This is a genomic window from Methanocalculus pumilus, assembly GCF_055382585.1.
The window spans coordinates 361,105-383,448 of sequence record NZ_AP042393.1; the positions used below are offsets into that span (position 1 = coordinate 361,105).

A 22,344-nucleotide genomic window follows, 5' to 3' on the forward strand; every position below is an offset into this window, starting at 1 on the left:
ATGCAGGCAGTAATTCTGGCAGGCGGCGAGGGGTGGCGGCTCCGCCCATTGACAAAGAACCGGCCGAAGGCATTGATCCCCGTCGGGAACCGTCCCTTAATCGATTATTGTATCGAGGCTCTTCTGAAGGCAGGAATACGGGATATCATTGTTGTCGCCGGATACCGGAGAGAACAGGTGATCCGGCATCTCAATACCCTCGAGCACGAAGTCAGGGTGGTTGTCCAGGAGAAGCAGCTTGGATCCGCCCATGCACTTGCTACTGCGGCTCCCCTGATTCATGAGACGACCCTCGTCCTCTCAGGGGATAATTACGTGGATGCTGCCTCCATCGAGGCGATGGGAACAGAAGGCAACGCAATCATGGTCTCCGGCTCGCTCTCTCCTTCCCATTATGGTGTTGTCCGGATGCAGGATGGTATCGTCACGGACTTCTTCGAAAAACCTGATGAAAAAGGTCCCTGTCTTGTGAGCAGCGGCCTCTACCTCTTCACCCCGGAGGTGATCAGATCCATCAGGGAAGCGGATCTCTCGGATCTGCTCATACGCATGATAGGAGACGGTATCCCCGTCCGGGCAGTCCGGGACGGCCAATGGTATGATGCCATTCATGCCTGGGATCTCCTCGGACAGAACCGCCACCTGCTCCAGACAAATGAATCCTTCCGCAGCGGGACGATCAGCCGGCTTGTCACGATCAGCGGCAGAGTCTCGATTGGAGCAGGGAGCAGAATCGGGCCCGGCTGCTGTATCACCGGTCCGGTCCGGATCGGGGAGGGCACCGCCATCGGACCGAACGTCGTCATCGGGCCTGATGTAAGCATCGGCAACCGTGTCACAATCGAGCCTTTCACCGTTCTTGAAAACTCGATCATCATGGATGACGTCCGGATCGGTTCACATTCCAGGGTCGTGGATTCGGTAATCGGGGAACGATGCACTATTCTGGATCATCTCTCAACGATCACTGCTGAAGGGCTTTTCCCTCTTGGCGAGAGCGATGCGAAGATGCTCCACCATGGAACCTTCGGCGCCATCATCGGCGAGGGTGTCTCACTGGAGTCTTCTGTTGTCCTGAAAGGATGTATCCTCGGGAACAATTGCCGGGTTCAATCCGGCAGGCGGCTTGAAGGAGTGATTCCTGACGGTTCGCAGGTGATCTGAATGTGCGGGATCGTCGGGTATATCGGTCGAAGGAAAGCCGCTGGTATTGTGATCGAGGGATTGAAGCGGCTTGAGTACCGGGGGTACGACTCATTTGGCCTTGCCACAAAGAACAATACCCTTCACATCTCGAAAAAGAGCGGCCGGATATCAGATGGAGGTTCCGGTGCAGCCGCTTTGCCGGGAACGATCGGGATCGGCCATACCCGCTGGGCAACTCATGGTATCCCGAATGATCAGAATGCCCACCCTCATCCCGACTGTACCGGAAAAATTGCTGTTGTGCATAACGGGATCATTGAAAATTATGCAGAACTCAGGCGTGATCTCACTGCCCGTGGCCACATATTCAGTTCAGATACCGATACCGAGGTGATTGCCCACCTGGTGGAGGAGCAGTATAAGGGCGATCTCGCTGTTGCTGTCCGGGCAGTCCTCCCACTTCTTGAGGGATCATATGCCATCCTCGTGATTGCCGAGGGGGATGACCGGATTATCGCTGCACGGATGGCAAGCCCGCTTGTGATCGGGGTGGGAGATCGGGAGTTCTTCTGTGCATCGGATGTCACACCTCTGATCGATCATACACGGAGAGTGATCTATCTGGAGGATGGCGATTATGCCGTTCTCAGCCGATCAGAGTACACGATAACTCATGATGGCCAGCTGGTTGACAGACCCGTTGAAGAAGTGGACTGGGATATCCAGGATGCCCGGAAAGGCGGGTTCTCTCATTTTATGCAGAAAGAGATCTTCGAACAGCCGCAGGTCTTCTACAACACAATTCATGCGGTGAGGGAATCTCCTGATGCCCTTGCATACCTTGTCAGGAGCAGGATGAGCATAATGGTGGTTGCCTGCGGCTCCTCCTATCATGCAGCCCTCCTCTGTAAATACCTGATCGAGACCTACTGCGGCATCCCGGTGCGGGTGGAGATCGGATCTGAATTCAAATATTATACTCCCCCCCTGAAGGATCCGGTGATCGGGATTACCCAGTCCGGGGAGACGGCAGATACCCTGGCTGCCCTGAAGATGGCAAAGGCATGGGGATGCCCGACGATCGCGATCACCAATGTGGTTGGATCATCTGTGACGAGAATTGCCGATGCGACCATCTATACCCGTGCCGGTCCCGAGATCAGTGTTGCAGCAACAAAGTCGTTCATCGCACAGCTTGCAGCTGCCCTCCAGATCGCAGGCAGTTTATCTGATGATTCTGCACTGGAAGAGGCCCTTGACCGGGTCAATGTCGGGATAGAGGAGACGCTCACTGTTCCAATCGACGAGGCGGTCTCAATCTGCAGGAAGGCACATTCGATCTTCTTCATTGGCCGCGGTTTCTACTATCCTGTTGCCCTTGAAGGTGCCCTGAAGATGAAGGAGATCTCCTATATTCATGCAGAGGGGTATGCTGCGGGAGAGCTGAAACATGGTCCTTTCGCTCTTCTCTCGCCTGATACTCCGGTTGTTGCTCTTGCGATGCCGGGGAAGACCTATGCAGTGATGATCTCAAATATCAAGGAGATCAAGGCACGCGGGGCACCCGTGATCGGGATCGGTACTGCAGGGGATTTTGAACTGCCTGAGATCGCCGATATCTTCATCCCGCTCTCCCCCTCACATGAGGTGGCAGGCATAGCAATGGTCTCAGTCATTCTCCAGCGTCTCGCATACCATGTCGCCGATGCACTCGGATGCGACATCGACAAGCCGAGAAATCTTGCAAAGAGTGTAACGGTGGAGTGAAGGATGCACCTTCTCTTGTGAAGAGGAGAATGAAAGCTATTTATCCCAAATTGAGGAATAGTGTATCGTAATGCCGAAAACCTCAGCAGTATCGGGGGAGATATTCTTCCTCCACCACCTCGATAATCATCCGGAATGTGCTCTCCGGCTGGACACACTCCGGGAATCTATTCCGGATGGGGTTATGATCCATCCTCCCGTGTTAGCCGGGGTGGAGGAACTTGAACTCGTTCATACGCCGGCTCATGTAAGGATGATTTCCCAGCTCTCGGAGTTTGGTGGTGTGAGGTTCATCGATCCCGATACCTATGTCACCTCCCATTCATATGAGGTGGCATCGTATGCGGCTGGTTCGGCGATCTTTGCCGCTGAGCGTGCCATGGATGGCGAACGATCATTTGCTCTGGTCCGCCCCCCGGGACACCATGCCGAACCCGATCGTGCAATGGGATTCTGCCTCTTCAATAGTGCGGCAATTGCGGCTGCCTCACTCCTCAAAGAGTATGATCGGGTTGCTATTCTGGACTGGGATGTGCATCACGGGAACGGAACCCAGAAGGCATTCTATACCAGTGATCGCGTCCTTGTGATGTCGATCCACCAGAGCAACAGTTTTCCGAGGACCGGATGGATTGATGAGATCGGATCAGGTGCCGGGAAAGGTTATAACCTGAATGCACCGATTTTGCCTGGTGGCACTATTTGGGATTATCTCTCTCTTCTCAGGGATGTCTTCATCCCTGCAATTCTCAGGTTCAGGCCGGATGCCCTGATCATCTCCTCGGGACAGGACGGTCTCAGCGACGATCCGCTTGCCGGTATGCATCTTACACCTCGGGATTTTGGGATACTGACACGGACCATCACCGATGCACTCGATCTGCCGGTTGCCCTTGTGCTTGAAGGTGGATACGGTCCGTCGATGGGGAGATCCCTCTCCTCTATCTTCTCTGCGCTGAAGGGAGATCCAATCTCTGCTCCTTCGCCCGGAAAGCCGCAGGCAAGCACCATGAGGATAGTAAAACTCCTGCAACGGGTACTGATATGAGTTGGCACCATCAATACTTTTATCCGCTTTGAAATCGAGTAACCCGGTATGGCAACAGAGATCATCCCGGGGCAGGCGGTACGGTACGGGAGGACCGGAACAGTTGGAACAATTACCCGGATAGAAGAGATTGGGGGTATCCTCTTTGGCTGCATCGACAGAACTGATCTCCTCTACAGAATCGATCTTCTCACTCCGGTTGAGCTGAGGGAGGGGAAGGTGGTGAAGGTAAAGAGAGATGCACGGGAGTCTATTACCGAAGAGCGTCTCCGTGATGCTGTGGCAGCAGAGAGCGCCTGGCTCAATGTTGACGGAAGCTGTGAAGGCGGGGGATAGTCTTCAGATTTTATCCTTTACCGGAATTGTTGTCAGCTTGACTGATTCCACACCTTTTTGTGCCATCAACCGTTCGGCAATATTTTTCAGATCCCCGCCATCCCCTCTGACCAGTATCACCTCAAGGCAGCGATCGTGGGTGACATGGGAGTGGAGGGATGCCTGAATCACGGTCATATATTCGTGCTGGATCTCGGTGAGTGTCTGGATCAGGCCCCGGTGTTCATGATCGTACACCATCGTGATGACACCCTGACGCTCCCCTTTCACATCAGACATCCACTGGTAGTAGGTGATATAGCTCCTGATCGCATCCCTGATCCCCTCAGACCGGGATGAGTACCCACGCATGTTTATAATATCATCAAATGTGTCAAGCAGGTTCTTTGGGAGTGATATTCCAATTCGGGATAATTCTGAATCTCCGGTCATATGCGTTCCTACCTGTATCTATTGCTTGCAACAATATTACTATTTCGGAAAAACCCTCATGGTAATGACATACATTGTATCCCATGAGTCTTGATAAAGAGCGGTACACCAGCGGTAGGGGAACACCCGGGCACTGAGATATTATCTATGAGAAGAACGATTATATAGGCTAAGGAGGTTTGAGTTTCTTTGCATGATCCAACAATACCAAGTGTCAATATAGGCGTTGTCGGCCATGTCGACCACGGGAAGACGACGCTCGTCTCGGGGATAACCGGCACATGGACTGATCGCCATAGTGAAGAATTGAAGAGGGGGATATCGATCCGCCTCGGCTATGCTGATGCAACATTTTACCGTTGCCTCACCTGTCCTGAGGAGGATGCATATTCTGCATCTGAGAAATGTCCGGTGTGTGGTGGTAAAACAGAACCCATCCGTTCGGTCTCCTTTGTGGATGCACCGGGGCACGAAACCCTGATGGCAACAATGTTGTCCGGTTCTGCCATTATGGATGGTGCAATGCTCGTCATTGCAGCCAATGAACCCTGCCCGCAGCCACAGACAAAAGAGCACTTAATGGCACTTGAGCTGACCGGGATTACGCGCATCGTCATTGTCCAGAACAAGATCGATGTGGTTACCCAGCAGGCAGCGCTTGAGAATTACAAGCAGATAAGAAAATTCATCCAGGGCACTGTTGCAGAGAATGCACCAATCATTCCTGTTTCAGCGCAGAAAGGGATCAATTATTCCTCACTCATCGCAGTTTTGAATGAGACTATTCCCGATACCGATCGTGATCCGGATCAGCCTCCTGTCCTTTTAATCGCGCGCTCCTTTGATATCAACAAACCGGGTTCGCGATGGAAGGATATTCGTGGCGGTGTCATCGGCGGATCACTCATCAGGGGTCTGCTCCATGATGGCGAAGAGATCGAGATCCGTCCCGGACGCCAGCATACCATCGAGAATAAGACGAAATGGGAGCCTATCCGGACCAAAATCAGTTCGATGCATATGGGGTCAAAGAAGATCGCCGTGGCAACACCTGGTGGCCTTACCGGTATCGGGACGAAACTCGATCCGGCGATTACAAAGAGCGACACTCTTGTCGGGCAGGTTGCAGGACACCCGGGCAAGCTCCCGCCGGTCTGGGAAAAACTCAGGTTTGATGTCACCCTGATGGAGCGGGTTGTCGGTGCCACTTCGGAGCAGGTGATCGAGCCGCTGAAACACAAGGAACCCCTGATGCTCTCTGTTGGAACAGCAGTGACGGTGGGTGTTGTTTACGGAACAAAGAAGAACTCCGTCGAAGTGGTCCTGAAACGCCCTGTCTGTGCAGAGGTTGGATCCCGGATTGCGATCTCAAGGCAGGTAGGTGGACGATGGCGGCTTATCGGGATGGGGGTTCTGACAGAGTAAGTGTCCTTCTGGATACAAATGCCCTGCTGATCCCCTCCCGTTCAGGTGTGGATATATTCTCCTGTCTGCAGGAGATCTTTGGAGCATTTGAACCGGTTGTTCCGTCAGAAGTGGTGAATGAACTGCGGGCGCTCTCCCAAGGCAGGGGAAAATCCGCGGCGGCTGCCCGCTTCGGACTTGCCCTTGTCCGGGAATGCAGGGTTCTTCCGCCATATGATATCCTGGCACCTGTCGATGAGATTGTTGCCCTTCAGGCCGAATCTCTCGGTGTCCCGGTTCTGACAAATGACAGAAAATTAAAAGAACTCCTCCTTCAAAAGGGGATCGCGGTAATAGTATTAAGAAATCAGAAACGATTGGAATTGATCAGAAAGTAGGTATGGAATATGTATTACAAGCTGAAACTAGCCGATAAGGTACGGGTTCCTGCCCACCGCCTTGGTGAGGATCTCCGTGTTGTTCTCCTTGATGTTCTCCAGGAGCAGCTCGAAGGGAGTATTGATAAGGAGATCGGGATCTTCATCGTCGTCACCGATATCGATGAGATTGGAGAGGGTGAGATTATTCCCGGTGATGGTGCGGTGTACTATGATGTCAATTTCGAGGCACTTGCGCTCCGGATCGCTCTTCAGGAGATTGTTGAGGGGATTGTTGTCGAAACAACAGGATTCGGTGCCTTTGTGAGCCTTGGTCCAATCGATGCAATGCTGCATGTGAGCCAGATCTCAGATGATTATATCAATCACGATGAGAAGAACTCACGCCTCGTCTGCCAGGAGACGAACCGGACGATCGGTGTCGGGGATGTTGTCAGGGCACGTATCGTCTCCCTCTCATTAAATGAGCGTGAGCCCCGTGAGAGCAAGATTGGACTGACGATGCGACAGGCAGGTCTTGGAACCGCGCAGTGGCTTGAAGACGAGCAAACGAAGCAGCTTGCCGAGAGGAATGCCGATGCCCGCGCGTAAGAAACAGGATAAGGTATGCAGGCAGTGCCACAGGGTGCTTGATTCGGATAAGGAGTCCTGTATCATCTGTGGCGATTCCAATCTCTCGACCGACTGGCAGGGGTATGTCGTCATCATCGATCCAAAACAATCTGAGATCGCAGAAAAGATGAACATCGACCTTCCCGGAAGGTATGCTCTGAAGGTTCGTTGATGCTCCGTCTTCAGGACGAGTTCCGCGATCTCTTCAGGAGACCGTTTGGAATCCTCTTCCCGGATATGAGCGAGGTTATACCACTCCTCTCCGGAAGGGTGGTGTATACCGTCGGGGATGTGGTGACAGACTCTCTTCTCTCGCGCGGCATCTATCCTGATATCGCAGTTATCGATGGATACACAATGCGCTCCCCCTTTCTCAGAACTCCTCTTTATGCGGGCGCAAGCCACATCAGGGTGACTAATCCCGCCGGAATGATCACCCCTGATCTGATCGCCGGGCTTCGCCGTGCCCTTGCAGATCCTCCTGCTCTTGTATTTGTTGACGGCGAGGAGGATCTTGCGGTTATTCCACTGGTTATTGCAGCCCCCCTCGGTGCCCTTGTGCTCTATGGCCAGCCGGGTGAGGGGGTTGTCCTCAGGGAGATTGATGACGCTGCCCGCGAAGAGGCGCAGGTTCTCCTCTCATATTTCACCAGTGAGAACGCCAGTATTAAATAACTACCATGATAATAATTCTGGGATACCGATGGATATTCAGATAACAGCCAATACCAGAAACGAACTCCTGCTGAGAAATGAGGTGGAGTTCACCCTGACGTTTGACGGCGCAACTCCGTCAAGAAAAGAGATCATTGGAAAGCTCGGTGCTCTTCTGAATGCGAATGAGGAGAAGATGGCACTTGATTCAATCAAGACCCATTATGGTTCATGTGTCGGAAAAGGCCTTGCAAGAATCTACGACTCACCGGAAGCCCGTGATCGGACGGAACGCGAGTACCTCATCGCCCGAGGCCAGCCAAAGGCAGAAGCGGAGGAGTAATAATGGCTGATGGTCGTTACAAGCACTATGCTATCGAGGGTGACAAGGCAGTTTCACAGAAACGCCACTGCCCCCGCTGTGGACCCGGTGTTTTTCTTGCCACACACTCTGACCGTGTGTCCTGCGGCAAGTGTGGTTTTACCGAATTCAACAAGTAACTGATACATGCCTCATGTAGGGCAGGTACTGGGTATTGAGGGAACTGCATGGAACCTCAGTGCCGCTGTTTTTGATGATGATCTTGTCAGCCTGTCGTCTTCTGCGTACTCACCTCCACAGGGAGGGATTCACCCGCGGGAAGCGGCAAGGCATCATGCGGCTGTGTTAAAGGATGTGATCGCATCTGCTCTTGCTGATGCAGATGAGATCACCGGTGTGGCGTTCTCACAGGGTCCCGGCCTTGGCCCCTGCCTCAGGACTGTTGGAACCGCTGCACGCTCACTGGCGCTCCGTCTTGGGGTTCCGCTTATTGGTGTCAACCATTGTGTTGCACATATCGAGATTGGGCGGTTTGCAACCGGATATGATGATCCGATTGTGCTCTATGCGAGCGGTGCGAATACACAGGTGCTCGGCTACCTCAATGGCAGGTACCGCATCTTCGGCGAGACCCTTGATATCGGGATAGGCAATGCCCTTGACAAGTTTGCACGCCATCACAATCTTCCCCATCCGGGAGGACCGATTGTCGAGAATCTTGCAAAAGAGGGATCCTATATTCCCCTCCCCTACACGGTGAAGGGGATGGATCTTGCCTTCTCCGGGCTTGTGTCCGCAGCAAAAGATTCCCCTGCTTCTCTTTCTGATGTCTGTTACAGCCTTCAGGAGACGGCGTTTGCCATGTGTGTGGAGGTCACGGAGCGGGCACTTGCCCATACCGGCAAGGATCAGGCGATCCTGGTCGGTGGTGTCGGTGTGAACTCCCGGCTTCAGGAGATGCTCAGGATCATGTGCGAAGAGCGGGGCGCATCATTTGCCGTTCCCGAGCGGAAATACATGGGCGATAACGGGGCAATGATCGCCTATACCGGGAGGATCATGCTCGAGAGCGGGCAGACGATTTCTGTCCCTGCATCCGGTGTGAACCCGTGTTACCGGTCTGATCAGGTGGAGGTAACCTGGAGGAATGAAGCCGGGTCGATCTTTGATCGAAAGGAGGCCGATCAGCTGCTCCGTGGAGCTGAAGCCGAGGTTGATCTCAACGGCGCTGTTGCCCGGAAGTATCGCCTGAAGAAGGGGTACCGCCATCCTGTCCTTGATGCCGAACTGATACGGGAGAGGACCCGTGCCGAGGCACGGATCATCGCATCTGCACGTCGCGCCGGTGTGCCTACTCCGGTGATTGCGGATCTGACTGAAGATACCATCGTCATGGAGTTGATCGAGGGTGAGACCTTAAAGTATGCCCTTGATCGCTCATCTGCGGAGATGGCCGGTGCAATGATCGGGAAGCTTCACTCCGGCGGGATCGCACATGGTGACCTGACGACGAGCAATATGATAAAAAGAGGCGATCAGATCGTCCTGATCGACTTCGGGCTCTCGCAGATCACCTCCGAGATAGAGGCGCGTGGTGTCGATCTCCATGTCATCTTCCAGACGCTCGAGAGTACCCGTGAGGATGCAGAGGAGCTGAAGGAGGCATTCGTGAAGGGGTACCGGAGCACCTTCTCAGGAGCGGACGATGTTTTGGTCAGGGAGCATGAGATTGAGCTGCGGGGGCGGTATCTCTGATCATCACGGCTGTCACCGGCAACCTTCACAAGGCAGATGAGATCGCCTCGTTCTTCTCAGGTATTGCCGAGATCGAGCATGTGAATCTCGATCTCCCTGAGATCCGGCATGAGGAGGTCACTGCAGTTGCCTATGAGAAAGCCAGATCTGCATGGGATCAGCTGAAGAAGCCTCTGATTGTTGATGATACCGGGTTCTTCATTTCGGCATTGAATGGCTTTCCCGGCACCTGTGCTGCATACTGCATGAAGACGATCGGCAATCCCGGCATCCTCAGGCTGATGGACGGGGTTTTGGATCGGTCGGCATATTTTGAGACTGTTATCGCGTATGCATCGGAGGATGGGATACAAACCTTCTCTGGCAGGATTTATGGCGAGATCCTTGAGGCGCCACGGGGGAGTGGAGGGTTTGGCTACGATCCGATCTTCCTCCTGGGAGGCCGTTCGCTTGCTGAATACCCACTCTCTGAGAAGAGCGCTGTCTCACACAGGGGAAAAGCTCTCGCTCTTTTCCGGGACTGGTTCGCCTCCACGATGGACTGAATACAACAATGGTTAAGAGGTCGGAACTTCCACTTATAAGAAGCATATCTCTTGGTGTTTACTATGGCACGTTTTCCAGAAGCTGAAGCACGACTCCTCAATGTCAAGGTCTGCATGAAATGCAATGCCCGAAACGCAATCCGCGCATCTACCTGCCGGAAATGCGGTTCAAACCAGCTCCGAACGAAGAACAAGGAACGGAAGGCATAATCTCCTCCGCTCATCTATTTTTTACGCGTTGTAATAGGTCACTCTTTTTCCGGCAGAGCTGTACTCTCCGGCAAAGGTTTCGATATTCCGCTTGTACCCGATACGATCGGTGATCCCAAAGGTTTTCAGCCTCTCCCGCACCCGCATCACCTCATCAACGTCTTTCCAGTCGCTCGTATAGACATAGATGACAAGCCGGTCATCACGTGATTGCGGGTTCTCTTTGATGGTGCTCACCTTTGCCGAGATGCCGAGGGTTCCTTCCCAGGTTGCATCCCGGATCAGCGTCCAGATGGCATCTGCCTGATCCCGTGGGAGGAAGATGAGCCATTTTCCCGCATCTTCTGCATTGACGGCATCGGGATGGATGCCGGGTGCATCCTGGATGATCCAGTGCATCTTATGTGTCTCTGATGGAAGAATGCCCTCCCCCATCTGGTAGAGGCAGCAGATCTCATCACATCCGCCGATTTTTGACAGGATTGTGTCTGCAAGGTCGGGGTATTCACCGCTGAATTCTGCAAAGGTCTTCTGGCAGCAGGTTACGAGCTCATCTTCATTGGAGAGAAGCAGAAAGAGGGGTCTCTCTGCTGCTTCCATAGCCTTTCCAAAGTATATTGTAAAGATGCCAAAGGCGAGATCTGCAAGCCCTTCGTCCATATCCTGTTCCATCGATTCCATCGTCTCATTCCTCCCTCACATCCGATCAGATGCTTCCCTGGCAAGGATGGCTGCATGTTCTCCGGAGAGGAGCATCCCGCCGAAGACGGGTCCCATCCGCGCTTCGCCTGCGACTGCATTTGCCGCCATCCCACAGGCAATGAGGCCCGGAAAGATCTCGCGGGTATGGCTGATGATATTCGTCTCTGCCTGCTCTGCCCACATGAAACTCTCTCCATGGATTATGATGTCGCCACCCTTCCTGAGGACGCAGTGGGCGACGACGGCGTCATGGCCGGTAGCATCGACGGTCACTTTTGCTGAAAGGGTGAGCGGATCGACATGGAGCCCGGTCATCTCAACGGGTGTTGAAGTGATGACGAGACCCGATACCCGACCGTCTCCTTTGATGACGACATCTTCAACCGAGGTGAGGTTAAAAAATTCTGCACCTGCATCACAGGCTGCTGCGGTTAATTTAGCAACAGACTCAACTGAAGATGCGACATGGTAGCCGGGTTTGTATGCCCTTGATCTGATCCCAAACTGATCGAGGAGCCGTTTCCCCTCCTCCTGGACCACAATCCGCGGAAAGGTCATCCCGCCTCCCCACATCCCCCCGCCGACAGAGAGTTTCTTCTCGATGACGGCGACCTTCCTCCCATCTTCTGCAGCAAGGGCGGCACAGACGAGACCTGAGGGGCCGCCACCTACAATGGCGATGTCGAGATCGAGGTATCTCGAAAAGATCTCCGCATGTGTATCCAGTATTGCCCTGCTGATCGTCACTTCATCGAGTTGCATCTGATTCCTCAATCGTATTAGGTGCGCTGATCTTACTAATATTCTCTTGATTTATGGTACCGTGAATGGTCTTGTTCGCAGGTATTATGAAGGCGGAAGGCAAAGATAAGGGTATGAAATGGAAGCGCGACTATGGCCTCACCATGAGGATGATCTTCACCTGGGCACTCCTGCTCCTCGTGTACCTCATCTTCCTCACCGTGCTACAGGCGGTTCTGGGGCTGTCCCTTCAGCTTCTGATAGGTATTGCCTTTGTGATGGCCTTCTCACAGTACTTCTTCTCAGACAAGCTGGTCTTGATGAGTACCGGTGCAAGGGTGGTTGACGAGGACGAGTACCCGGAACTCCACCGAATGGTTGAGCGGCTCTGTGCGACAGCCGATATCCCAAAACCGAGGATTGCGATCATGCAGTCCCCGGTGCCAAATGCATTTGCAACCGGGCGCAGTCCAAAGCATGGTGTCGTGGCGGTCACCGATTCGATCATGCGGCTTCTCTCGAAGGAGGAGCTTGAGGCGGTCGTTGCACACGAACTCTCGCATATCAGGAACCGTGACGTGATGACCCTGACTATTGCCAGTTTCCTGGCGATGGTGGCTTCCCTGATCATCCAGAACGCACTCTTTGCTTCCCTCTTTGACCGGCGTGACGGCAACCCATGGATCATCGCATGGATCGTTGCGATCCTCGTCTGGGTGGCGGCAACGCTCCTGATCAGGACGCTCTCGCGGTACCGTGAGTTCACAGCAGATCGTGGTGCGGCATATATCACCAATAATCCAAAGGCGCTTCAGAGTGCCCTTATGAAGATCAGCAACAGAATGGATGCAGTGCCGCGGAAGAAGAAGCAGGAGGTGGAGGGTGCAAACGCCTTCTTCATCATCCCTGCCCTCTCAGGCCAGTCCTTAATGGAGCTCTTCTCGACCCACCCGCCTCTTGAGAAGCGGATTGCGGCACTTGAGAAGCTGAATGAGGAGATCAGGGGTGGCTGGTAACCCCTCTTTTCCCATCCCGGTTGGGATGCAATTACGTAATCCTTAAATCTCTTCAACGAGAACATAAAAGACGCATCGCATCGATGGTCTAGTGGTATGACTTTGGCCTTCCAAGCCAATAGCCCGGGTTCAATTCCCGGTCGATGCATTGAGATATCAGGTTCAATAGCCTGATTATAACCAGAATTTCTTGACCGGATCCGCAGCTGATATCGATGGATACAGCGGTCATGTTCTTGGATCTGGATCTGGGTATTGCGGAACTCACTGATGCTAAGCGGCTCTTTAATGCTTCCGATATCAGCGATCAGGCGGGTTTGGTTTCGTCTGGTTTTTTTTGGATCGTTTCATTATAACCTCCTTCCCTTTTTCCCACGGTCATGCGGCTGAGGACGCTCGCGCTTTCGTATCCTTTAACTGGATCATACGTTTCCGCGTTCCCTGCCCTGCCACCGGGGTAAGGCCCCGATGCAGAGGATTTATGTTCGGGGTGTTGTGCATGGCAAGAGAGCCTATCTGCCAGTCGGTTGATTGTGTAGCAACATCAGCTGCCAGGCAATTAAGAGGGATCTCTAGGCAGAGCGAGATATTTGATGGGTTTGGGTGAACATGCATAAAATATAAGCCTAAGCCGGTTCCATTTACCCTCGTGGTAGTAAGTCAGTACTTTCTGATAAAGGCGGGCTCAGAAAGGAGCAGTTATAGCAAAACAAATTAAAATGGGGTTCGCCCTGAATATCAAACATTTATCTGGAAAATCTTTTATTAAATTATGGTTTGTAGGGCTTATGGAAGAAAATACAACGAAAATTGAGGTGTATATTGCGCCAAAGAACAAATCACAATCTGAGGTCTCGATTTCAATTATTGCGGATTATCTGCAATCCCTTCAGACTATCATGTATATCGCGGGCGATTTTGTTGAAGGGAATAAATATCGTACAGGTGGAAATTTTCCTAACTCAGTAAAAAAGAGATGTGATCTAGTCATAATTAATTTAAATTATAGTAGTTTTAGTGCAACAATAGGGCTTGCCGATACACAAATACCACTTCCATTTCCAGACTTACCTGATCAAGGTACTATAGGCGAACGTGCTTTGAAAATCACACAAGAGATAATTGAGATATCATCAGATAAAGACGATATTGCATCAAATGTTTTTAATATTATGCCTGATGAATTTAGGGTACATCGTTGTCTTCAGATACTTGATTCTATTTGGCCCGATGAGAAATCCCGGTTTTTACTAAATATTGTATTCAATGAACATAAAATAAAGTTTGATCCATTGAGAAAACCTATTATCCAACAGGCGATTAAGAAGCAACCTGAGAAATATCTGGGTAAAATTGTTGGCAGATTAATTGATGTCAGGGTTGATAGAAAACGTAAATGCATTATCGATACCCCCGACGGGGAAGTAACCTGTAAATTTGGATCAGAAATGCAAGATATAATCTCTAGTAATTTAACAAAACTTGTCGCAATAACTGGCATGATCGAACAAGAAAAAAATAAATTGTCTATAGAATTCTCTGAACAAAAAGCTCTAGAGATAATAGATTTCCTACAGTTGTCTGAAGTCGACTTTGGGGAGGGTAATATCAAAAAACTTGTCCATCCCCTAAAAATTAAAGCTGAATATGAAGACGAAAGTGATAGTTATATAATAGAGAATGAGGAATTGAATCTTCTGGCTGTTGCATCAAATTTGAAGGATGGGATGGAAGAAATCAATAATGAATTGAAAACTTTATACAATGAGTATGTTAATGAAGAACTCACAAATTTAACTGAAGACGCCATTAAATTGAGAAATCATTTTATAAAAATATTTGGTGAGGATTCTTAATGTCTTCACGGAATAATACTAAAATACAGAGGGCTCTTCTAAAAAAGGATTTAAAAAAGTAAATACTGATCATAAAGTACTCATATTTTATCATGACAATAAAAAAACCTCGATTCATACGAAAGTTAGTCATGGGAATGCAGAAGTCAGCGATCATTTAATTGGTAAAATGGCAAAACAAATCTCACTGACGAAACCTCAGTTTGAAGGTGTTATTGATTGTAACCTAAGTTTGCCACTTTGGGTTCAGCCACCCAATGAGAGCATCCGCTATCGTGATCTAATTTTTCCAGAATTTCATCGGGAAACTGTATTTGACAGTTGACGATTTTCCCATCAAAACTTCATGTAACCGTCCAATTATGCCGTAAAATCATCGTGTTGATGGCATCAAAATTGGAGTGAATGAACCTTTTTGTCTTCCTCATCCACGAATCAACCGTAACTGTCAAATTCGATAGCGCCTTTTTGATGAATTTCGTTGACGTATGCTTTAGTTCCGGGATCTCAAATCGGACCAGTGAGATGAATAACTGTGCAAGAAACCCAATGATTAAAGCACCGTAAATGCTGTTATCAGTCCATACGCGCAATGGTTTTATCTCGATCTCGTTCTTGAGAGAGTTGAATATCTTCTCGATCGAGTCCTTTTTTCGATAGGTCAGAAGGGCTTCAGTAAGTGTCAAATTCTTACTCGATTTCAGGCAGAAGAATCCCTCTCTGCCGGTGATGAACTTATCTTCAAGAAGCCTGACGGCATCATCTTCGGAGAGTTCAATCAGCTTTGTCTGGATGGAGTAATCCACATCAACAAGAAGATTGTTTATCCGGAATCGCTTTGGAAGACCCTTATTCTTGTCAATACTCTCCTGAATGGCTTTCGCTTCTTTTATCTCTCGCACAACTTTTCGGGCTCTGGATTCCAGCTGCTCTTTCTGCAGTTTTTCTGAGAAGTAGAGATAATTGATACTGTTCGGTTTCTCGATTTTAATCCCGCGGGTCCCAGATTCCTCATCAACCATCTGAGGATTATATGTCTCAAATTTGGCGATTATCTTGTCGTCGCTCTTGTTGAGCTTCTTTCCGGTGATGTACTGCATATTATCTGCCCGGATCATCTGGATATTGGCGACACTGTTCGCTCCTTTATCAAATATTACCAGAGAACCCTCTCTGAGACTGCCGCTTGATTGCTGATAGGTCTTCTTGAAGTGGATCTGATCATTGAGATTGCCGGGTTCGATTGTCAGCCCAATCGGGACATTGATCGGGTCGGCAAGTTCTGTGACACCAACGGTGATCTGTTTTTTATCTGGCCGATGATCACGACTGTAGCCATACTTTCCAAGCGGAGCCTTGGTACCATGAAGAACAATGCTGGTCCAGTCCATGTTGATGTTTGTATGCTCAAATTCATACCTCTCAAACAGGATGTCCTGGATATCGGAGATGATCTCTTCACGGTTGGCACCAAGGGTTTCAAGGACACGGTAGAGTGTTCTTTCACTGAATGATGGGAGAGAGAATTCGGTAAGCACTTCAGGCCGGTTGATCCATTCGTGAGACCGCTTTATGCTGAAGTTATCCGTCATTTTGTAGCTGACAAGAGCTTGAAGCAGATTATTGATGTCGATACCTCTTGTCTTGTGTTTCCCGAAAACAGAGGATAAATTCAGGGTTTCATACAGCCTTTCAACGAGAAGAAGGGTACCGATAGGAAAGGATATATTCTCATTCGGTTCAATCTGATTAGTTCTTAGTTTTGTTTGCATTTTGGTTCAATTCAAACATCACTAAGAACACATATATTTCTTGTTAATGGCAAAGTTGGGTTGTAACTTGCAAAAGAAAGATTTGGTGAAAATCTATTCTGAATTAGGGATCTTATAATCAATACCTCTCTTTTAATCCAGACTCTGATAATAATTCATGTCAAGTTATCGCAGAGGGGTGTCAATGTCGGTTTAATTTTCACCAGCTTCATAATCGTTATCTTTTTCGCCTCTTCTCCCTGATCATCATGTAATGAAATGCTGGATTATGGGTCTCTGCCTGATTGTGCTGCTCGCCTGTGCGGGTTGTGTTGCTGAAGAGGAGCAAATACCGGTTATTCCTCCCTCTGATGTTGATCAATCTACTCCAATTGAAGAGGATCGGTATGCTGCAATGGTTATGGCGACATTGGAGTCATATATGCAGGATGCGGTCTCATATGCGGCAGTTGCCGGGAAAGATGAGGCTTTGTCTGAGTTTGGCGATCCGGAAGGTTTGTACACCATCAATGGTCGCTACATCTATGCCTATGATAATGACTGCATCCTGCTCGCCCACCCCTATGAGCCGGGGAGTGTCGGGCTAAATCGATCCGGCTGGACTGACAGCCGGGGCCTCCCGGTGATCCGTTTGGGTCGGGATGTCGCGGCCAGGGGCGGCGGATTCATCACCTATCTCTATCCGAAGCCCTCTGGGGGCGGAATTGATGAGGCGGCATATGCAACCTATGAGCCGAAGCTCGGGTATGTCCTCCCGGCAGGCGAGGGCTGGTGGATCGGATCCGGTGTTGCCCTCGCCGATCTCAGTCCCGGTGAAGGGTATCCCGGGGTTATCGGCGATATGATTACACTTGTTGAGGACGGGGCCGCATATGCCCTCTCGGAAGGGAATGAGGCGGCCCTTGCAGAGATATCGGATCTAGGTGGCCGGTTTGTGAATGCCAATGGTCATTATCTCTATGCATACACGTATGACGGCACCCTGATCGGACATCCCTATCTCCCTGAGAAGATCGGATCAAACCTCTATGATAGAGAGGACATATATGGGATGCGGACCATAGAAGCCCTTGCCACAACTGCCGGGGAGGGTGGCGGTTTTGTTGTCTTCATCTGGCCAAACCCCGATGAAGGGAACCGCGAGGAGCTGAAGATTGGGTATGTCCTCCCGGTGAATGATGAGTGGTGGCTGGGATCAGGCGTGTACCTGAGCGAGGTGACGGGAGAGTATACGCCGCTTTGAGGGGTCTGATATCCTCTCCATCTCGGTTTGAACCAGATCCATATCATTTTTGAAAAGCCTTATCCCCAAGGATGAAGAATAGAATAAGAGTACCGGGACTCGTGGTCTAGCTGGTTATGACGTCGCCTTCACACGGCGAAGATCTCGTGTTCGAATCACGACGAGTCCATACATTATCATTATTTTCCATAATGAATATCATTTTTTTGTTGGATTTATTTGAGGGGGAGCTAAAGATTACGCGCCTTAAGAATTGCGGCAAGAGGGTGTTTTCGTTCATTTACTTTTGATCCACTTGGCTCAATTGTTCTCGTAAAAGTCCTAAATCAGCTCTTTCACTTCAAGAGGTGAGGATTGTAAATTTTACAGAAGATTTGTTATGTTAGCTTTTTTGGAATTGAAGGAAAGTCTTTTATTCTCGTGGTCCTATTAAAAAATGCTTTATTAATTGTGGGTATATGCAGTGGATGAGTGTTCTATTCGATCCGGATCCTTCCGCAAGGGGACGATCTGAACTGTACAGGCAATTACAGTCGGGTAATTTCCCGATTGAAATGACGGTTCCGGATGATTATTGTCGCTGGTTTAATGATTATATCTCCTTAATGAAGCTGTTTTAATATATCGTTTAGTAAGAGGTGAATGTATCGATGAAACAAACAAAATATGTTGCATTGGTTATTATCATTATCGCATCTGTCGTCATTACAGGGTGCCTGACCGCTCCTGTAGGAGAATCTACGCTTATCATCGCGGTTAAGGATGCTCCCAAGACCACCGATTTTGGTACGATCACCCATCTATGGCTGAATATCAGCGAGGTGAGTGTTCACCGGGCATCTGATAATCAAATTGTTATTGAAGATGATGAAGAGGAGAATGCAACCGAATCTGATGATACTGGAACGGCTGGGTGGACGATTGTTGTCGATGAGATCCAGACGGTTGATCTGATGCAATACATCAACGTGAGTAAGGTAATTGGTCAGAAGACGATGAGTCCGGGTAATTACACACAGATCCGACTGAAGATCGATTCAGGGACGATCACAGTTGATGATACTGAGTATATTCTTGCTGTTCCAAGTGGGGTGCTGAAGCTGAATAGAGGTTTTGTCCTCGAAGAGGATGAGACTCATAAACTCACGCTTGACTTTAATGTAGAGCAGTCGGTCATCCGGACGGGTTCGGGTCAATATATGCTTAAACCGGTGATTGCAGTCATATTTGAGAGAATGTAAGAGATCTTCAGGGGTATCAGAGATTCATCTAAATGGGCGTATACAGGCGATTCCTCACCAGCATGAATGCTGGGGTCTCCTCGCCCATGTAGATGAAGGATCTCAGTGAAAAAGTGGTAGCACTTGGTATGAACGACCTCTTTACCACTCGAAGGTTTCAAAGGAGTAGTGTACATAAACTCCGTAGTTTGGGTTCTTAGTTTTGTTTGTATTTTGGTCGATTCAAACATCACTAAGAACACACGTATTTCTTTTCAAATGGCAAAGTTGGGCTTCAAAAGATCCGACCATTCCGGGTGAGCCATGCATAACATGGGATGACATGAATTCTTCTCCCGTCAGTCTCGATCTCTTCTGACTCATACTCGGTAATGATGGTTCCCTCTGGCAGGCCATAGGTCTCCATCGCTTCTAATAGCCCCCTGATCTCCCTCTCCCGTGTTTTTGGCTCTTTTAGGGATTGTGTCACCTGAACGGCATGGGTGATCTGCCTGTCCACACTCACCAGGAAATCGCACTCGTACTGGCCTTTATGATAGTATATTGACTCATATGCTCGCTTGAGGGTCATGAAGATGACATTCTCAATCAGCCTCCCTCTGTTCTCAGAAAATGCAAATGAAACAGCATTGATAAGACCCGGATCGATCGCATAGATCTTCTTTGGATTTGCAAGCTGTTTTTTGAGTGAGTAGTCATACTTCATCAGTGTGAAGAGAAGGAATGCGTTCTCCGCATATTCGATATATTCCTGGACGGTGTCTGTTGAGATCTGTAAGGTTTCTGCGATTTTATTGTACGAGAGGAGGGTGCCGGTATTTGATATCAGGTAGTAGAGGAGATCGATAATCTCGCTGTTCTTCCGGATTCTGTTTGGAAGGATGATATCCTTGAGATAGATCGTCTCATAGTAGTTCTTCAGGATCTCCATCTTCATGCCCTCATCGGGCTCAAGGACGACACGAGGAAAACCGCCGTACTTCAGGTATTCGCCAAATGCCTTCCTCTTCTGCATAATGGTTGGGTGCTCATTCTTTTGAAAAGCGAGGCATTCCGAAAATGTGAGGGGATACACGGTCATAGAGAAGTGGCGCCCGGAGAGGCGTGTACTCATCTCCTGCCTGAGGAGTGTTGATACCGAACCGGTAAGGATACACTTGATGCTGCTCTTTGTATCATACAATGTCTTTATGGCGGGAGCCCAGTACGAGTAGTTCTGGATCTCATCAATACAGAGATAGAGGCGTTGTACCTTTCCATGGCGTGTGAGATGTCCTTCAACAACAGAGCTGAGGAGGGTTGGATCATCTGCCATTGAGAGGAAGAGGGGTTCGTCAAGATTGATGTAGAGGATCGCCTTCCTTTCGACACCCTGATCAAGGAGAGATCGGATTATCTGATAGACGAGGGTCGACTTTCCGGTTCTTCGTGCACCAACGATTAAAAGAACCTCCCGTATTGACAGGTACCGCTCGATCTGGGGGAATCTGGAGAGCCGGTCGACTCCTGTTTCAAACTCTCCTGAAGACCACCAGGGATTCTGGCTCTCCAGTGCGATCTCTATTCTCTCATCCATCTATCGATTATAGTGGATGATATATGATAAAACTGTCGACTATGATTGATGATTTTTGGGGGTGGTGGGATTGCTCCAGTTTTCACCTCCCTGCAAATTTTACCGGGAATTACTGCTACTATCGCCAGATCCAACAATCGGCAAGTTATAGGCTGGCTTCTTCGGTGAACCGGTGATTCTGTTATTGTATGTCACGTATGTCCCACAATCTGATTTGTGGGACATATTATTCTGTTCACGTCCCACAAAAGCCTTTGTGGATCGTAGGTGGCCCACAACATATCCCGGCGGCCTGGTTTTTCGAAATGATCCGGTGGCTGAAAAAGGTATCAGGGATAAGAACGGTTTCGTTCTGTAACATATGCTGGTTCGGTAATCGTGACTGCTATTATCCTCTCCTACAGTCTGTCTCCTTCTGTTATGGCAATCAGACGGGGGAAGAGATAGGTTGTAGCACGGCGCCCGCTTCCTTCAGCCAGGATGGTAATGATCTCCTCTTCACGGAGTTGTTGAAGTATCCGATTCGCTGTTTTCTTTGGGATTCCTGTTTGGTCGTAAAATTCAGATGGAGTGAAGATTGGTGTTCTGAAGAGGGCATCGATTGCGGCAACGGCATACTGCGATCGTGTTATCTCTGGAATTGTCTGTTTCATCTCATTATGGAGATCCAGAATTGTCCTTGCTTTTCTGCCGTTGGTTTCCGCCTGCTCCTCAATGGCATGGAGAAAGAATGCAATCCATCCGTTCCAGTCCCGATCCCGTGAAATGGCAAGGAGCCGTTCGTAATAGAGTGGTCTGTTCCTCTCAAGATAGTCACTGATATAGAACATGGGGCTTCCTATCAGTGCTTTTTTGTACAGAATCAGCGGGACAAGCATTCGGCCTATACGTCCGTTTCCATCGGAGAATGGGTGAATAAGTTCAAATTGTGCTTTGAGTATTGATAACTGGACAAGAACATCCTTCTCCTCAGAGTTCAGGTAGCTTTCCCAGTCTGCAAGCACTTTTAACACACTATCTGGTGAGGGCGGGACAAAGATTGCATGCTCAATATCTGCATCCCGCCCGATAAAATTCTGGATTGAGCGGATGCATCCTGGTTCACGGTTCATACCGCGGCTGCCTGTCAGGAGAATCCTGTGCAGATTGCAGATAAGTGGTATGTCCAGACTTTGGGATTTAAGGGCGTCAACCGCTGTACGAAGTGCTTCCCGATAATTGATGATCTCCTGGATGTCAGCAAGGCTTGCATCGCTGATCGGATCTTTTGGGTTTGCCTCAAACTTCATGACATCCTTAAGCGATGCCTGTGTGCCCTCGATTCGCGATGAGATCACTGCTTCCTGTGTCAGGAGTGGGGAGAGGAGGAGTTCGGGGTTTGGGATTGCATTGAGAATCCCGTCGTACCGGGCAAGAGCACGGTTTGCTGATGCTATCTGCGGGATATGGCTCTCCCAGTTGATTGTATTCGGGGGCAATTCTTCGGGGATATAAGGCTTTACTGTCATCATCTCATGGGATTATATATAACAGTCCGGGCACGGGTGGTGATCCAGGTCGTCATTCGC

General features: G+C 49.7%; 24 protein-coding genes and 2 tRNA genes. 20 read left to right on the top strand and 6 right to left on the bottom strand.

The features are described 5' to 3' along the window. The 4 genes from ACZ44I_RS01830 (at nucleotide 1) to ACZ44I_RS01845 (ending at nucleotide 4,297) form a co-directional block, all read left to right on the top strand. Nucleotides 1-1,164 (top strand): sugar phosphate nucleotidyltransferase, encoded by a 1,164-nt coding sequence (locus tag ACZ44I_RS01830; protein ID WP_464549235.1) that lies wholly within the window; start codon nucleotides 1-3, stop codon nucleotides 1,162-1,164. After that, nucleotides 1,165-2,913, top strand: coding sequence for a glutamine--fructose-6-phosphate transaminase (isomerizing) (gene glmS / locus ACZ44I_RS01835; RefSeq protein WP_464549234.1), 1,749 nt, complete (start codon nucleotides 1,165-1,167; stop codon nucleotides 2,911-2,913). It abuts the gene before it with no gap. A gap of 70 nt (nucleotides 2,914-2,983) precedes the next feature. After that, nucleotides 2,984-3,961, top strand: coding sequence for a histone deacetylase family protein (locus tag ACZ44I_RS01840; RefSeq protein WP_464549232.1), 978 nt, complete (start codon nucleotides 2,984-2,986; stop codon nucleotides 3,959-3,961). A gap of 48 nt (nucleotides 3,962-4,009) precedes the next feature. Further along, complete coding sequence (locus tag ACZ44I_RS01845; protein ID WP_464549230.1) at nucleotides 4,010-4,297, top strand: DUF2098 domain-containing protein; 288 nt, start codon at nucleotides 4,010-4,012, stop codon at nucleotides 4,295-4,297. 3 nt (nucleotides 4,298-4,300) lie between these two features. Here the strand turns inward: ACZ44I_RS01845 and nikR are convergent, their stop codons facing one another. Further along, the gene (gene nikR, locus ACZ44I_RS01850) at nucleotides 4,301-4,729 is read right to left on the bottom strand and encodes a nickel-responsive transcriptional regulator NikR (RefSeq protein ID WP_464549228.1); all 429 of its coding nucleotides are present in this window, start codon (nucleotides 4,727-4,729) and stop codon (nucleotides 4,301-4,303) included. Between the two features lie 189 nt (nucleotides 4,730-4,918). Between nikR and ACZ44I_RS01855 the strand changes: the two genes are divergently transcribed. From ACZ44I_RS01855 to ACZ44I_RS01900, 10 genes are all read left to right on the top strand, one after another. Next, on the top strand, nucleotides 4,919-6,154 hold the full coding sequence (locus ACZ44I_RS01855) for a translation initiation factor IF-2 subunit gamma (protein ID WP_464549226.1): 1,236 nt from the start codon (nucleotides 4,919-4,921) through the stop codon (nucleotides 6,152-6,154). Then, nucleotides 6,118-6,531, top strand: a complete 414-nt coding sequence (locus ACZ44I_RS01860) for a type II toxin-antitoxin system VapC family toxin (RefSeq protein WP_464549224.1) — start codon at nucleotides 6,118-6,120, stop codon at nucleotides 6,529-6,531. Before ACZ44I_RS01855 ends, ACZ44I_RS01860 begins: the two co-directional genes overlap by 37 nt. 9 nt (nucleotides 6,532-6,540) lie before the next feature. Then, nucleotides 6,541-7,122 carry a DNA-directed RNA polymerase gene (locus ACZ44I_RS01865; RefSeq protein ID WP_464549222.1) on the top strand — a complete coding sequence of 194 codons (582 nt, stop codon included), beginning with the start codon at nucleotides 6,541-6,543 and terminating at the stop codon, nucleotides 7,120-7,122. Then, a complete protein-coding gene (gene spt4, locus ACZ44I_RS01870; protein WP_300329911.1) occupies nucleotides 7,109-7,315 on the top strand; it encodes a transcription elongation factor subunit Spt4 in 207 nt (68 codons plus the stop codon). Before ACZ44I_RS01865 ends, spt4 begins: the two co-directional genes overlap by 14 nt. Further along, entirely contained in the window at nucleotides 7,315-7,818 is a 504-nt protein-coding gene (locus ACZ44I_RS01875) for a GTP-dependent dephospho-CoA kinase family protein (protein WP_464549220.1), read from the top strand. The genes spt4 and ACZ44I_RS01875 overlap by 1 nt, the downstream gene beginning before the upstream one ends. 28 nt (nucleotides 7,819-7,846) lie before the next feature. Beyond that, complete coding sequence (locus tag ACZ44I_RS01880) at nucleotides 7,847-8,140, top strand: 30S ribosomal protein S24e (RefSeq protein ID WP_300329905.1); 294 nt, start codon at nucleotides 7,847-7,849, stop codon at nucleotides 8,138-8,140. A gap of 2 nt (nucleotides 8,141-8,142) precedes the next feature. After that, nucleotides 8,143-8,298: a 30S ribosomal protein S27ae gene (locus ACZ44I_RS01885; RefSeq protein ID WP_300329903.1), complete on the top strand. Its 156-nt coding sequence runs from the start codon at nucleotides 8,143-8,145 to the stop codon at nucleotides 8,296-8,298. Between the two features lie 7 nt (nucleotides 8,299-8,305). Then, on the top strand, nucleotides 8,306-9,874 hold the full coding sequence (locus ACZ44I_RS01890; protein WP_464549218.1) for a bifunctional N(6)-L-threonylcarbamoyladenine synthase/serine/threonine protein kinase: 1,569 nt from the start codon (nucleotides 8,306-8,308) through the stop codon (nucleotides 9,872-9,874). Nucleotides 9,875-9,876: 2 nt separating this feature from the next. Further along, nucleotides 9,877-10,419, top strand: coding sequence for an RdgB/HAM1 family non-canonical purine NTP pyrophosphatase (gene rdgB, locus ACZ44I_RS01895; protein WP_464576614.1), 543 nt, complete (start codon nucleotides 9,877-9,879; stop codon nucleotides 10,417-10,419). A gap of 63 nt (nucleotides 10,420-10,482) precedes the next feature. Continuing rightward, the gene (locus ACZ44I_RS01900; RefSeq protein WP_460374166.1) at nucleotides 10,483-10,629 is read left to right on the top strand and encodes a 50S ribosomal protein L40e; all 147 of its coding nucleotides are present in this window, start codon (nucleotides 10,483-10,485) and stop codon (nucleotides 10,627-10,629) included. Nucleotides 10,630-10,650: 21 nt separating this feature from the next. Here ACZ44I_RS01900 and ACZ44I_RS01905 read toward each other — a convergent pair whose 3' ends face one another. Together ACZ44I_RS01905 and ACZ44I_RS01910 are read right to left on the bottom strand one after the other, a co-directional pair. Further along, nucleotides 10,651-11,310, bottom strand: a complete 660-nt coding sequence (locus tag ACZ44I_RS01905; protein WP_464549216.1) for a putative phosphothreonine lyase domain-containing protein — start codon at nucleotides 11,308-11,310, stop codon at nucleotides 10,651-10,653. 15 nt (nucleotides 11,311-11,325) lie between these two features. Then, on the bottom strand, nucleotides 11,326-12,093 hold the full coding sequence (locus ACZ44I_RS01910) for a sulfide-dependent adenosine diphosphate thiazole synthase (protein ID WP_464549214.1): 768 nt from the start codon (nucleotides 12,091-12,093) through the stop codon (nucleotides 11,326-11,328). Nucleotides 12,094-12,206: 113 nt separating this feature from the next. On the opposite strand from ACZ44I_RS01910, the gene htpX reads away from it, so the two are divergent. The 3 genes from htpX (at nucleotide 12,207) to ACZ44I_RS01925 (ending at nucleotide 14,944) form a co-directional block, all read left to right on the top strand. Then, a complete protein-coding gene (htpX, locus tag ACZ44I_RS01915; RefSeq protein ID WP_464551666.1) occupies nucleotides 12,207-13,088 on the top strand; it encodes a zinc metalloprotease HtpX in 882 nt (293 codons plus the stop codon). Between the two features lie 77 nt (nucleotides 13,089-13,165). Further along, nucleotides 13,166-13,236 (top strand) — tRNA-Gly (locus tag ACZ44I_RS01920). Nucleotides 13,237-13,876: 640 nt separating this feature from the next. Then, complete coding sequence (locus tag ACZ44I_RS01925) at nucleotides 13,877-14,944, top strand: hypothetical protein (RefSeq protein WP_464549212.1); 1,068 nt, start codon at nucleotides 13,877-13,879, stop codon at nucleotides 14,942-14,944. 344 nt (nucleotides 14,945-15,288) lie between these two features. Here the strand turns inward: ACZ44I_RS01925 and ACZ44I_RS01930 are convergent, their stop codons facing one another. Continuing rightward, a complete protein-coding gene (locus ACZ44I_RS01930) occupies nucleotides 15,289-16,716 on the bottom strand; it encodes an IS1634 family transposase (RefSeq protein WP_464548222.1) in 1,428 nt (475 codons plus the stop codon). A 253-nt stretch (nucleotides 16,717-16,969) separates the two neighbouring features. On the opposite strand from ACZ44I_RS01930, the gene ACZ44I_RS01935 reads away from it, so the two are divergent. The 3 genes from ACZ44I_RS01935 (at nucleotide 16,970) to ACZ44I_RS01945 (ending at nucleotide 19,200) form a co-directional block, all read left to right on the top strand. Next, on the top strand, nucleotides 16,970-17,959 hold the full coding sequence (locus ACZ44I_RS01935) for a cache domain-containing protein (protein ID WP_464549210.1): 990 nt from the start codon (nucleotides 16,970-16,972) through the stop codon (nucleotides 17,957-17,959). A 95-nt stretch (nucleotides 17,960-18,054) separates the two neighbouring features. Then, nucleotides 18,055-18,128, top strand: a tRNA-Val gene (locus ACZ44I_RS01940). 481 nt (nucleotides 18,129-18,609) lie between these two features. Further along, entirely contained in the window at nucleotides 18,610-19,200 is a 591-nt protein-coding gene (locus ACZ44I_RS01945; RefSeq protein ID WP_464549208.1) for a DUF4382 domain-containing protein, read from the top strand. Nucleotides 19,201-19,474: 274 nt separating this feature from the next. On the opposite strand, the gene ACZ44I_RS01950 is transcribed toward ACZ44I_RS01945, so the two are convergent. Next, nucleotides 19,475-20,776: an ATP-binding protein gene (locus ACZ44I_RS01950; protein ID WP_464549206.1), complete on the bottom strand. Its 1,302-nt coding sequence runs from the start codon at nucleotides 20,774-20,776 to the stop codon at nucleotides 19,475-19,477. Nucleotides 20,777-21,174: 398 nt separating this feature from the next. Next, the gene (locus ACZ44I_RS01955) at nucleotides 21,175-22,287 is read right to left on the bottom strand and encodes a Fic family protein (protein ID WP_464576566.1); all 1,113 of its coding nucleotides are present in this window, start codon (nucleotides 22,285-22,287) and stop codon (nucleotides 21,175-21,177) included. Nucleotides 22,288-22,344: the final 57 nt, after the last annotated feature.